This window comes from Dactylosporangium sp. NPDC051541 (assembly GCF_044454505.1).
GTDB lineage: Bacteria > Actinomycetota > Actinomycetes > Mycobacteriales > Micromonosporaceae > Dactylosporangium.
Map to the genome: position 1 here is coordinate 222,113 of NZ_JBITDU010000008.1, position 12,710 is coordinate 234,822.

Below are 12,710 nucleotides of genomic sequence, written 5' to 3' on the forward strand. Positions count from 1 at the left end.
AGTCGCCGCCTGCCAAAATGGGAGCGGTGAGCAGCGTGCGGATCCGCGGGGCGGTCGTCGCGGTGGCCGGCCTGGCCGCCGCGACCGTCGCACTGGAGCCGCTGCGCACGCACGTGTCGCTGGCGACGGTCACGCTGCTGTACCTCATCCCGGTCGCCGCCACCGCCGCCGCCGGTGGGCTGCTGCCCGCCCTCGCCGCCGCGGTGGCCGCCGATCTGGCCCTGAATTTCTTTTTTGTCCCGCCGTTGCACACGTTGAGCGTGGCGAGCGTCGACAACGTGGTCGTCCTGATCGTCTACATCCTGGTGGCGGCGGCGGTCGCGGTCGCCATCAAGACGGTGGGCCGGGCCCGGGAACTGGCCGAGGTCGACCGGTTACGCACGGCGCTGCTCGACGCGGTGAGTCACGACCTGCGCACGCCCCTGGCCGGGATCAAGGCCGCGGCCTCCACCCTGCGGGACCCGGACCTCGACTTCGGCACCGAGGACCGGGCCGCGCTGCTCGCCACCGTCGAGGACTCGACGGACCGGATGACGGCCCTGGTCGAAAACCTGCTGTCGCTGAGCCGGCTGCGGGCCGGGGCGCTGGCCGTGCACCCGGAGCCGACGGCCCTCGATGCGGTGGTGGCGGAGGTGGTACTGCACCAGCCCGTCGACAACCAGGTGCCGGACGACCTGCCCCTCGCCGTGGCCGACCCGGGCCTGCTCCAGCGGGTCGTCGCCAACCTGGTCGCCAACGCGCTCGCGGCCGCGCCGCACGTCCGCGTCACCGGCGAGGCGGCCGGCGAGCGCGTCCGGCTCCGCGTGATCGACGACGGACCGGGAGTACCCCCGAATGATCTGGCTCGTGTCTTTGCGCCGTTTCAGCGCCTCGGCGATCGCGAGAACGACAAGGGCGTCGGGCTTGGGCTCGCGATCGTCCGGGGATTCGTGGAAGCGATGGGCGGTACCGTCGAAGCGTCCGAAACTCCCGGAGGCGGACTCACCATGACCGTGGAGCTGCCACGAGTATGAGCACAGTTCTCATCATCGACGACGACGAGCCGCTGCTGCGGGCGCTGCGGCTCAACTTCGCGGCCCGCGGCTACCAGGTGCGCACGGCCGGGACCGGGGCCGCGGGGCTCGCCGCCGCCGCCGATCACCCGCCGGACCTCGTCGTCGTGGACCTGGGCCTGCCCGACCTCGACGGGCTCGACGTGGTCGCGGGCATCCGGGGGTACAGTCGCGTGCCCATCATCGTGCTCTCCGCCCGGCACACCGGGCCGATGAAGGTCGCGGCGCTCGACGCGGGCGCCGACGACTACGTGACGAAGCCGTTCGGCATGGACGAGCTCCTGGCCCGGATGCGGGCGGCGCTGCGGCGGGCCGCGCCGACCAGCACGGACCCGGTCATCGCGACGCCCGCGTTCCGGCTCGACCTGTCGACGAAGCAGGCGACCGGCGCGGACGGCCGGCCGATCCGGCTCACCCCGACCGAGTGGCATCTCATCGAGGTCCTGGCCCGATACGAGGGGAAGCTGGTCGAACACAAGCGGCTGCTGCTGGAGGTGTGGGGGCCGCGGTACGAGACGGAGACCAACTACCTGCGCGTGCACTTCGCGAACCTGCGCCGGAAGCTGGAGCCGGACCCGTCGCGGCCGCGTTACTTCGTCACCGAGCCCGGCATCGGGTATCGCCTGGAGGTCACGCCCGCGGGCGGCATCACGCCGACGTGAGGCACGGAGGCATCACGCCCGCGGGAGGTTGAGGGTCATCGTCAGGCCGCCGCCGGGGGTGGGTTCCGGGGTGAGGGTGCCGCCCATGGCCTCGGCCAGGCCGCGGGACAGGGCCAGGCCGAGGCCGACGCCGGTGGAGTTGTCGCGGTCGCCGAGGCGCTGGAACGGCTGGAAGACCCGGTCGTGTGCGGCCGCCGGCAAGCCCGGACCGTGGTCGACGACGCGGATCTCGACCCGGTCGGCGTGGGCGCTGGCGGTCAGCGCCGGCGGCCGGTCCGGCGGGCTGTAGCGAAGGGCGTTGGCCAGCAGGTTGACCAGGATCCGCTCCAGCAAAGCCGGGTCGGCCATCACGAGCGGCACCGTAGGCGAGACGCTCATGGCGATAGCCGCATCGAGGTCGTCCGTAGCCTGCGGCAGCGCGTCGGCCAGGTCGACCGGTTCCAGGGTGAGGGCCAGCGCGCCGGCCTGGAGCCGGGACATGTCGAGGAGGTTCTCGACCAGGCGGGTGAGCCGGTCCAGGGACTCCTCGGCGGTCGCGAGGAGCTCGGCCTGGTCGGCGGCCGAGAACTCGATGTCGTCGCTGCGCAGGCTGCCGACCGCGGCTTTGGCCGATGCGAGCGGGGTGCGCAGGTCGTGACTGACGGCCGAGAGCAGGGCCGTGCGCAGCCGGTCGACCTCGGCGAGGGTGCCGGCCTCGGCGGCCCGCTCGGTCAGGCGGCGCTGGCGCAGGGCGATGGCGGCGTAGGCGGCGAACGCCTCGACCAGCCGGCGGTCGGCGGCCTGCAGGGGATGGCCGTAGAGGACCAGCTGCGTCTCGGCATCGGCGGCGACCACGGTCTCGCCGTCAGAGACAGAGCCAACCGCGGCGGCAATGGTACTGCCCTCACGCAGCACGACCCCGCTGAGCGCGAACGACTCCCGCACCCGGGCCAGCAGCGCGTCGACGGGGTTGGCACCGTGCAGGACGCTCCCGGCCAGGGCGGCCAGGGTCTGCGCCTCGGCGGACGCGCGGGCCGCGGCCCGGGCCCGGCGGGCGGCGCCGTCGACGACGGTGGCGACGGCCACGGCGACGAACACGAACGCGACGAGCGCGAAGACGTTCTCCCGCTCGGCGATCGTGAACCGGTTGACGGGCGGGGTGAAGAACCAGTTCAGGAGCAGGAAGCCGCCGACGGCACAGAGCAGCGCGGGCAGCAGGCCGCCGACGAGCGCGGCGCCGACGGCCAGGACCAGGTAGGCGAGGATCTCGGTGGGCAGCGCGAACTCGCCCCGCAGCGCGTGCAGGGCCACGGTCAGCAGCGGCAGGCCGGCCAGGGCGAGCAGCAGGCCGGCCAGGCGGCGGCCCCGGTCGAGGCCGGTGGTGCGGCGGGCCCGGAACGCGAACCGGCGGGCCTCCTCGTGGGTGACGAGGTGGACGTCGATGGAGCCGGAGTCGGCGGTGGTGGTGACGCCGACGCCCGGGGACAGGATCTGGGCCAGGCGGCCGCGGCGGCTGGCGCCGAGGACGAGCTGGGTGGCGTTGACGCCGCGGGCGAAGTCCAGCAGCGCCCGGGGTACGTCGGCGCCGAGGACCTGGTGGTAGGTGCCGCCCAGGGACTCGGTGAGCAGCCGCTGGCGGGCCAGGTTGGCCGGGTCGGCCCCGGCCAGGCCGTCGCCACGGACGATGTGCACGGCGAGCAGGTCGGCGCCCTTGGTGCGGGCGGCGACGCGGGCCGCGCGGCGGACCAGGGTGTCGCCCTCGGGGCCGCCGGTGAGCGCGACGACCACGCGTTCGCGGGCCTCCCAGGTGCGGCTGATGTCGTGCTCGGCCCGGTAGCGGTCGAGCTGCTCGTCGACCTTGTCGGCCAGCCACAGCAGGGCCAGCTCGCGCAGGGCGGTGAGGTTGCCGACGCGGAAGTAGTTGCCGAGCGCGGCGTCGACCTTGTCCGGCTGGTAGATGTTGCCGTGGGCCATCCGGCGGCGCAGCGCCTCCGGGGTCATGTCGACGAGCTCGATCTGCTCGGCCCGGCGCACGACGGCGTCCGGGACGGTCTCGCGTTGCGGTACCCCCGTAATGGACTCCACCACATCGTTGAGCGACTCGAGGTGCTGCACGTTGACCGTGGTGAGCACGTCGATGCCGGCGTCGAGGAGGCGTTCGATGTCCTGCCAGCGCTTGGTGTTGGCGCTGCCCGGGATGTTGGTGTGCGCGAGCTCGTCGATGAGCGCGATCTCGGGCCGGCGGGCGAGGACGGCGTCGAGGTCGAGCTCGGTGAAGGCCGCGCCGCGGTAGGTCAGCTCCCGGCGCGGCACGACTTCCAGGCCCTCGAGCATCGCGGCGGTGCTGGGGCGGGCGTGGGTCTCGACGAGCCCGACGACGACGTCGGTGCCGCGTTCCCGGCGCCGCTGCCCCTCCTCCAGCATCTTGTACGTCTTGCCGACGCCCGGGGCTGCGCCCAGGTACACGCGCAGCGTCCCGCGCGCCGTCATGTCAGCCCCGATCCTGTGCGACGTGCATGTCAGCTCCGATCCTGTGCGACGTTCACGTCAGTCCTGATCCAGTGCGACGTTCAGGTCCAGGACGTTGACCGCCGGTTCGCCCATGAAGCCGAGCGCGCGTGGTTGTGTGTGTGCACTCACAAACCTGCGGACCGCGTCCTCGCTCATGTTGCGCTCTCGGGCGACGCGTGGCACCTGCAGGTTGGCATAGGCGACGCTGATGTGCGGGTCGAGTCCGCTGCCGCTGGCCGTGACCGCGTCGGGCGGCACGACCGGGTGGTCGGGCGCGTCGCCGCGGACCGGGACCTCGACGCCGTCAACCTCCTGGAGCGCGGCGTGGCCGTCCTTGGTGCAGTAGGGGCGGGAGCCGTCCACGCCCTCGAGGTCGCCGACGGCCTTGCTGCGGGCGCAGATCAGCTCGAGCAGCTTCACGTTCGAGGGGCCGAGGTTGCTGGCCCCGGTCGCGGTCGGGTCGTAGCCGTCACCGGCGGCCGATGGGCGGGACTGGAAGTACCGTCGCAGCGGGTTGCCCTGGGCGTCGGTGAAGGACTGGCCGATGAGGGCGCTGCCGACGGGCTTGCCGTCGCGGTCGCGCAGCGAGCCGTCCGCGGGCCCGGCCAGGCCCGGGACGTGGGCCACGGCGACCAGGACCAGCGGGTAGGCCAGGCCGAGGATGAGGGTCAGGACGACGAGTGCGCGCAGGGCGGCGAGGTGCTGGGCGAGCCAGGCTGGGAGTCGCATCAGGAGATCCCCGGGATGGTCATGACGATGAGGTCGATGAGTTTGATGCCGATGAACGGCACGATGATGCCGCCGGCGCCGTAGACGAGCAGGTTGCGGCGCAGCATCGCGGCGGCCGAGCCGGGCCGGTAGCGCACGCCGCGCAGCGCGAGGGGGATCAGCGCGATGATGACGAGGGCGTTGAAGATGACCGCGGACAGGATCGCCGACTCGGGTGAGTGCAGCCGCATGATGTTGAGCCGGTCCAGGCCCGGGTAGACGGCGGCGAACATGGCCGGGATGATCGCGAAGTACTTGGCGATGTCGTTGGCGATGGAGAACGTCGTCAGCGCGCCGCGGGTGATGAGCAGCTGCTTGCCGATCTCGACGATCTCGATGAGCTTCGTCGGGTCGGAGTCGAGGTCGACCATGTTCCCGGCCTCTTTCGCGGCCGAGGTGCCGGTGTTCATGGCCACGCCGACGTCGGCCTGGGCCAGGGCGGGGGCGTCGTTGGTCCCGTCGCCGGTCATCGCGACGAGCTTGCCGCCCTGCTGCTCCTGCTTGATGAGGGCCATCTTGTCCTCGGGGGTGGCCTCGGCGAGGAAGTCGTCGACGCCCGCCTCGTCGGCGATGGCCTTCGCGGTGAGCGGGTTGTCCCCGGTGATCATGACGGTGCGGATGCCCATGCGGCGCATTTCGTCGAACCGCTCGCGCATGCCCTGCTTGACGACGTCCTTGAGGTGGATGACGCCCAGGGTGCGGGCCGGCGCACCCGGTTCCCTGGTCGCGACGACGAGGGGCGTGCCGCCGGAGGAGGAGACGGCGTCCACGATGGACCCGACCTCGTCCGTCGGGTGCCCGCCGTGTTCGCGCACCCACTGCATGACCGCGGTGGCCGCACCTTTGCGCACTTCCCGGTCGTCCACGTCGACGCCGGACATGCGCGTCTGCGCACTGAACGGCACCCAGGTCGCGCCGGCGAGCGCGCGTTCGCGCAGGCCGTGGTGCTCCTTCGCGTACACGACGATCGAGCGGCCCTCCGGGGTCTCGTCCGCCAGTGACGACAGCTGCGCGGCTTCGGCCAGTTCGCGCACGGTCACGCCGTCGACCGGCAGCAGATCGCCGGCCTGCCGGTTGCCGAGGGTGATCGTGCCGGTCTTGTCGAGCAGCAGTGTGTTCACGTCGCCGGCCGCCTCGACCGCCCGGCCCGACATCGCGAGGACATTGCGCTGCACGAGCCGGTCCATGCCGGCGATGCCGATCGCGGACAGCAGCGCACCGATCGTCGTCGGGATCAGGCAGACGAGCAGCGCGGCCAGGACGACCCCGGACACGGGCGCGCCGGAGTAGATGGCCAAGGGCTGCAGGGTGACGACGGCGAGCAGGAAGATGACGGTGAGCGAGGCCAGGAGGATGTTGAGGGCGATCTCGTTCGGGGTCTTCTGCCGGTTGGCCCCCTCGACCAGCCCGATCATCCGGTCGATGAACGACTCCCCCGGCTTCTGCGTGATCCTCACGACGATCCGGTCGGACAGCACCTTGGTGCCGCCCGTGACCGCCGACCGGTCCCCGCCGGACTCGCGGATGACCGGCGCCGACTCACCGGTGATCGCCGACTCGTCCACGGAGGCGATACCCTCGATGACGTCGCCGTCGCCCGGGATGATCTGGCCGGCCTCGACCACGACGATGTCGCCTTGTTTGAGCTCGCCCGCCGGGACGGTGCCGCCGTCGCGCAGATGCGCGACCGTGTCCTGTTTCGCGCGGCGCAGCGTGTCCGCCTGGGCCTTGCCGCGGCCCTCGGCGACGGCCTCGGCCAGGTTGGCGAACAGCACGGTCAGCCACAGCCAGGCCGCGATCGCCCACGCGAACACACTCGGGTGCACGATCGCGAGCACGGTCGTGTAGACCGAGCCGATCTCGACGATGAACATGACCGGGTTGCGCCACAGCGACGCCGGGTTGAGCTTGCGCAGCGCGTCGGGGACAGATTTCGACAGCTGCTTCGGATCGAGCAGGCCCGCGGCGATCATGCGGTGAGTCCTTCCGCGAGAGGGCCGAGCGCCACCGCCGGCAGGTAGGTGAGCAACACGACGATCACCGGCTTGCGCCACAGCGACGCCGGAATGCGCTTGCGCAGCGACGCCGGAATGCGCTTGCGCAGCACGCCGGGGACAGATTTCGACAGCTGCCTCGGATCGAGCACGCCCGCGGCGATCATGCGGTGAGTCCTTCCGCGAGAGGGCCGAGCGCCACCGCCGGCAGGTAGGTGAGCAACACGACGATCACCGTGACGGCCACGACCATGCCGATGAACAGGGGTTGGTACGTCCGCAGCGTCCCCGCCGACGCCGGCACCGGTGCCTGCTTGGCCAGCGAGCCGGCCAGGCCGAGGACGAAGATGATGGGCAGGAACCGGCCGAGCAGCATGCACAGGCCGAGCGCCGTGTTGTAGAACGTCGTGTTGACGCTGATGCCGGCGAACGCGGAGCCGTTGTTGTTCGACGCCGACGTGAACGCGTAGAGCACCTCGGACAGTCCGTGCGGGCCCGGGTTGGCCATCGACGCGCGGGCCGTCGCCGAGCCCATCGCGACCGCGGTGCCGACGAGCACCAGGGCCGGGGTCGTGAGGATGTACAGCGACGCGAACTTGATCTCGCGGGCGCCGATCTTCTTGCCGAGGTACTCCGGCGTCCGCCCGACCATGAGCCCGGCCACGAAGACGGTGATGACGGCCAGGACGAGCATGCCGTAGAGGCCCGAGCCGACGCCGCCGGGCGCGACCTCGCCCAGCATCATGTTCAGCATCGTGACCATCCCGCCGAGCGGGGTGTAGGAGTCGTGGAACGAGTTCACCGCCCCGGTCGAGGTGAGCGTGGTGGCGGCGGCGAACGTCGCCGACTGCGGCACCCCGAACCGGGTCTCGACGCCCTCCATGGCGGCGCCGGCCGCGGTGGGTGCGGCGCCGCCGTGGTTGATCTGCAGCACGTTGAGCGCGACGACGCTGCCGATGGCCAGGATCGCCATGATGCCCGCGATCGCCAGACCCTGCCGCTTGTCGCCGACCATCCGGCCGAAGACGCGCGGCAGGCTGAACGGGATGAGCAGGATCAGGAGGACCTCGAACCAGTTCGTCCAGCCGGTCGGGTTCTCGAACGGGTGCGCGCTGTTGGCGTTGTAGAAGCCGCCGCCGTTGGTGCCGAGCTCCTTGATGGCCTCCTGGGAGGCGACGGGGCCGCCGGTGATGTGCTGCGTCGCGCCGGCGAGCGTCGTGGCGGCGGTACCCCCGGACAGGTTCTGCACGACACCGCCGGCAATGAGCACCAATGCGCCGAGCATCGCCACCGGCAGCAGGATGCGCACGCACACGCGCACGAGATCGACCCAGAAGTTGCCGAGCTGGTCCGTCCGCGACCGCGCGAATCCGCGCACGAGCGCGACCGCCACGGACACGCCGACCGCCGCGGACACGAAGTTCTGCACGGCCAGTCCGGACATCTGCACGAAGTGGCCCATCGTCGACTCGCCCGAGTACGACTGCCAGTTCGTGTTCGTCACGAAACTCACGGCCGTGTTCCAGGCCTGGTCCGGCTTGACCGGGTCGAAGCCGAGGCTGAGCCACAGGTGGTTCTGGAAGCGCTGGAACAGGTACAGCAGCAGCACCGACACCGCTGAGAAGGCGAGCACGGAGCGGGCGTAGACGCCCCACGACTGCTCACCCTCCGGGTTGACGCCGACCGCGCGGTAGAGCACCCGCTCGCCGCGCAGATGCCGCTCGGACGTGATCGCGCGGAACATGTAGTCGCCGAACGGGCGGTACAGCAGCACGAGCACGGCGACCAGTGAACAAATGAACAGCACGCCGGCTGTCGTTGCGCTCATCAGAACCGTTCCGGGAAGAGTAGGGCGGCGATCAGGAACACGCACAAAGCGACGGCCAGGACGAGACCGGCGACGTTCTCGGCATTCACAGCCGCTCCACCGCCCGGACCGCCAAGCCGAGCACCGCGAACCCCGCGATCGTCAGCAACACGAACACCACGTCAGCCATGGGAGTACCTCCTCTCCGGCCAGTGAAGGCGCGAGCCGGAGCACTGCCCAGATGCGTTGACGCGATCCCTGCGCGGCCGCCCGATTTCTTGACGCGTTCTTAGCGCCGCCCACCTCCGCACGCCTCCGCACACTCGCCCGGTGATGCCGCTCGCTCCCGCCGTCACGCCGCACGTTTCGCGCAGCGAGGCCCGCACCTTCGCGCAGCCATGCCGCACGTTCGCGCGATGAGGCCCGCACGGTTCCGCGCGTTGACGCCGCACACTTCCGCACGGTGATGCCGCACGTTCGCGCACTCATGCCGCACGTTCGCGCAGTGAGGCCGCACACTCCCGCCGCGACGCCCCACGCCTCCGCGCAGTGACGGCGCACACTTCCGCCGCTAGGCCGCACGTTCGCGCAGTGAGGCCGCACGCTTCTGCGGGGTGACGCCGCACACTCCCGTCGCGACGCTCCACGCGTCCGCAGTGACGGCGCACACTTCCGCTGCGAGGCCGCACGTTCGCGCAGTGAGGCCGCACGCTTCTGCGGTGATGCCGTACGCTCGCGCGGTGATCAGGGACGGCCACGACACCCGCGTGCTGTCGCATGGTGCGAAACGTGCGCGATCTGTGCTCCTGCTGCACGGATACACGCACTCCCCCGCGCAGCTCGACCCACTCGCGGCGCTGTTCTACGAGCGCGGGTACAACGTCGTCATCCCGCGCGCCCCCGGCCACGGCCTCACCGACCCCGACGGCCACGCCACGATCACCGCCGCCGGCCTGATCGCCTACGCCACCGAGGCCCTGCGCACCGCCACCGACCTCGGCGAGGAGACCGGCGTCCTCGGCGTCTCCGGCGGCGGTGTCCTCGCCACCTGGCTCGCCGCCCGTCACCCACAGTCAGTACGCCGTCTCGTCGTGCTCGCGCCGCTCTACGCACCGCACCCGTCGCAGGTGCCGCCCGCGGCCCGGCCCGCCCTGCGCGTCCTCTACGGCCGTCGGCTGCTCCCGGACAAGCGTTCTTCGCGGGGGTACTCGTACAGAGCCGTCGCGCAATACCTGCGCATCGCGGCCGGGCTGCCCCGCCGGTTCCCGGCCACCGGACCGAGCCGGGTGGCGGCCGTCCTCGCCCCGGGCGACACGACGGTCGACGGCGAACTGGCGTTCGGCCTCCCGGCCCGGATCGCCCGCGCCAGCGGCGCCACATTGACGCTGGACACGCTCCCTTCCCAATGGGGTCTGGGCCATGACATCATCTCCGCGCACCGCCTCGGGACGCTCGCCGACGCGCTTTACGTGCGCTATGTCGCGCTCTACGAGGACACCGCTTCCTAGGCCTACGGGGGCCACATGATTCCGCAGTACCGCATGGCCGTGATCTGCGCCGTCATGGGCGTGATCTTCCTCGGCATGGCCGGCTTCCTCGTCTCCGGCACGGGCGACGTGACCTGCGGCTCCGGCGGCCAGGTGATGGGCCCCGGCGACATCTGCGTGACCACGTCCGACGCCGGCACCCGGCAGGTCCAGACCTACGACGAGGTGAAGGCCGCGGACCAGCGCCACGGCGGCCTCGTCGGCGGCATCCTCGTCGTCGCGTTCTTCGGCCTCGCCGTCCAGCAGGTCTTCGCCGGGAAACGCCGCCGGCGTGAGCAGGCCGCGGCCCAGCTCGCGACCCGGGAGCTGCTCAGCATCCCGCTGCCGCCGGACGGGACCATGCCACCGCCGGCCGCCCCGCCGCAGCACCTTCCGGCCGACGCCGTCCAGGCCGCATACGCGGCGCAGCTGGGCGGGTACACGGGCTCGATGCAGCCCAGCAAACGTTCCGCGCTGCTGCTCTGGCTCGGCGTGTTCACGCTGGTCTGCATCGGGCTCTTCGCCGGCACGGCCGACAAGGGCCCGGCTCCCCTCGTCATCTTCGGCGGGCTCGCCACGGTCTCTTTGGCCGGCTTCGTGGCGACTCTCGTCCGCTCGCCGCTGGTGTCGAAGCAGGCCCGGCAGCTCGGCTTCCACCTGTTCCAGCACGGCTTCGTGCGGGCGACCGCGGCCGGGGTCCAGGCGTACCGGTGGGACCAGATCATCTCGATCTACCAGTCGATCCTCCGCCAGCAGGTCTACGGAGCCACGACGAACACCAACTACGCCTACCAGCTGGAGTTCGCCGACGGCCGCACCCTGAACCTCAGCAACCTCGCCGCGGACATGGCCGTGCTCGGCCCGATTCTGCAGGAGCAGATCGCCCGGGTTCAGGTACCGCGAGCGATGCGCTACCTGCACGCCGGCCGCACGATCCCGTTCGGTGCGTACATCATCAACGCGGCCGGCGTCACCAACGGCACCCGCAGCGCCGCGTGGACCGACATCGCCGGCGTGAAAATCGAGAACGGCGGCCTGCGCCTGCACCGCCCCGACGGCAAGGCGATCCTGGGTGGCCGCAAGATCCGCGACGTGCCCAACTTCCTGACGTTCGTCACGCTGGTCGGCGCAATGGCCGGCAGCCGCCCGTCCGCCCCCGCCGCCGTGTAGAGCGACCAGCAACACGCCGCGATCACAACCGACAGCCCCGACACCGCCGCAGCGTCGCGGCTCGCCACATTGTCGCGACTTGTACGCGTTGTCGTCACTTGCCCGCGCTGTCTCGGCTTACCGGGTGGCGCATCTTGCGCGCGTTGTCGCAGCTTGCGCGTTGCCGCGACTTGCGCGTTGCCGCGACTTGCGCGTTGCCGCAACTCGCGCGTTGTCGCGGATTGCGCGATGTCGCGGATTGCGCGATGTCGCGGATTGCCGCGTTATTGGGGCCGGCGGTGCGAGGTAGGCGGAGCGCCTATTGCCGGTCGCTTCGGTCAGACGTTCGCCGCGAGGAACTCCTCCCACGTGCGCATCCCCATCGCGTGGTCCGGGGCCAGGTTCGCACCGGCCCGGATCGCGCGGTAAGCGCCGCCGCCCATCGGCATGCGCAGGATCGGTCGATGCTTCCCGGTCGCGTGCAGGTAGGAGCGTACGAGTTCGTCGAAGCTGTACACGCGCGGTCCGGCGAGGTCCGGCACGAGCCCGGCCGGCTCGCCGAGGGCCAGTTCGGCGAAGCGCTGGGCGACCTCGGCCCCGTCGACCGGCTGGAACCGCACCCCGGCCGGCACGGGTACCACCGGCAGCTTCGTCATCTGCCTGATCGTGGTGAGCGTGAGCTCGTGGAACTGGCTGGCCCGCAGCGTGGTCCACGGGATGCCCGACTCGGCGACGAGGACCTCGGCGGCTCGCTTGGCCCCGAAGTACCCGAAGGCGGCCCGGTCCATGGCGCTGCGCACGGGTACCCGGTCGGCACCGACCACCGAGATGTACACGATGTGCTTGGCCCCGGACCGCACCGCCGCGTCGATGAGGTGCGCGGCCTTGACGTCGTCGCCCTTGGCCGAGCCGGCGCAGTGCACGATTGTGTCCGCTCCGGCCACGGCTTCGTCGACACCGGCACCCGTGGCCAGGTCCCCGACGACGTACTCGACCGATCCCGGACCATCGAAAACACGATCGACGGACGCCCGGTGAGTGGACGCTCGGTCGACGGACGCACGGCCAGCGGACGCAAGGTCAGCGTGAGGCCGGTCATCCGGTTCCGAGTCAGCGCGAGCCAGAACAGCGCGAGCCCGATCAGCGGACGCCCGATCAGCAGACGCCCGATCAGCAGACGCCCGATCAGCAGACGCCCGATCAGCAGACGCCCGATCAGCAGACGCCCGATCAGCAGACGCCCGATCAGCAGACGCCCGTAC

General features: G+C 71.4%; 11 protein-coding genes. 4 read left to right on the forward strand and 7 right to left on the reverse strand.

Features of this window, described 5'->3' with window-relative positions:
• Nucleotides 1-26 precede the first annotated feature (26 nt).
• Both ACIA8L_RS32770 and ACIA8L_RS32775 read left to right on the forward strand, forming a co-directional pair.
• A complete protein-coding gene (locus tag ACIA8L_RS32770; RefSeq protein WP_395910471.1) occupies nucleotides 27-1,013 on the forward strand; it encodes a sensor histidine kinase in 987 nt (328 codons plus the stop codon).
• Entirely contained in the window at nucleotides 1,010-1,714 is a 705-nt protein-coding gene (locus tag ACIA8L_RS32775) for a response regulator (protein WP_395910472.1), read from the forward strand. The genes ACIA8L_RS32770 and ACIA8L_RS32775 overlap by 4 nt, the downstream gene beginning before the upstream one ends.
• Before the next feature lie 12 nt (nucleotides 1,715-1,726).
• Here the strand turns inward: ACIA8L_RS32775 and ACIA8L_RS32780 are convergent, their stop codons facing one another.
• Genes ACIA8L_RS32780 through kdpF form a run of 6 tightly spaced genes read right to left on the reverse strand, consistent with a single transcriptional unit; the run spans nucleotide 1,727 to nucleotide 8,883 of the window.
• Complete coding sequence (locus tag ACIA8L_RS32780) at nucleotides 1,727-4,183, reverse strand: ATP-binding protein (protein WP_395910474.1); 2,457 nt, start codon at nucleotides 4,181-4,183, stop codon at nucleotides 1,727-1,729.
• Between the two features lie 57 nt (nucleotides 4,184-4,240).
• Complete coding sequence (locus tag ACIA8L_RS32785; RefSeq protein ID WP_395910476.1) at nucleotides 4,241-4,933, reverse strand: potassium-transporting ATPase subunit C; 693 nt, start codon at nucleotides 4,931-4,933, stop codon at nucleotides 4,241-4,243.
• Entirely contained in the window at nucleotides 4,933-6,945 is a 2,013-nt protein-coding gene (gene kdpB / locus ACIA8L_RS32790; protein ID WP_395910478.1) for a potassium-transporting ATPase subunit KdpB, read from the reverse strand. The genes ACIA8L_RS32785 and kdpB overlap by 1 nt, the downstream gene beginning before the upstream one ends.
• Nucleotides 6,942-7,133 (reverse strand): hypothetical protein, encoded by a 192-nt coding sequence (locus ACIA8L_RS32795; RefSeq protein WP_395910480.1) that lies wholly within the window; start codon nucleotides 7,131-7,133, stop codon nucleotides 6,942-6,944. The genes kdpB and ACIA8L_RS32795 overlap by 4 nt, the downstream gene beginning before the upstream one ends.
• Nucleotides 7,130-8,794: a potassium-transporting ATPase subunit KdpA gene (gene kdpA / locus ACIA8L_RS32800; protein WP_395910482.1), complete on the reverse strand. Its 1,665-nt coding sequence runs from the start codon at nucleotides 8,792-8,794 to the stop codon at nucleotides 7,130-7,132. Before kdpA ends, ACIA8L_RS32795 begins: the two co-directional genes overlap by 4 nt.
• Nucleotides 8,794-8,883 (reverse strand): K(+)-transporting ATPase subunit F, encoded by a 90-nt coding sequence (gene kdpF, locus ACIA8L_RS32805; RefSeq protein WP_395910484.1) that lies wholly within the window; start codon nucleotides 8,881-8,883, stop codon nucleotides 8,794-8,796. The genes kdpA and kdpF overlap by 1 nt, the downstream gene beginning before the upstream one ends.
• 630 nt (nucleotides 8,884-9,513) lie before the next feature.
• Here kdpF and ACIA8L_RS32810 point away from each other — a divergent pair.
• Complete coding sequence (locus ACIA8L_RS32810) at nucleotides 9,514-10,281, forward strand: alpha/beta hydrolase (protein WP_395910486.1); 768 nt, start codon at nucleotides 9,514-9,516, stop codon at nucleotides 10,279-10,281.
• A 15-nt stretch (nucleotides 10,282-10,296) separates the two neighbouring features.
• Nucleotides 10,297-11,469: a DUF6585 family protein gene (locus ACIA8L_RS32815; RefSeq protein ID WP_395910488.1), complete on the forward strand. Its 1,173-nt coding sequence runs from the start codon at nucleotides 10,297-10,299 to the stop codon at nucleotides 11,467-11,469.
• A 317-nt stretch (nucleotides 11,470-11,786) separates the two neighbouring features.
• Here ACIA8L_RS32815 and ACIA8L_RS32820 read toward each other — a convergent pair whose 3' ends face one another.
• Nucleotides 11,787-12,572, reverse strand: coding sequence for an SDR family oxidoreductase (locus ACIA8L_RS32820; protein ID WP_395910935.1), 786 nt, complete (start codon nucleotides 12,570-12,572; stop codon nucleotides 11,787-11,789).
• Between the last annotated feature and the right edge of the window lie 138 nt (nucleotides 12,573-12,710).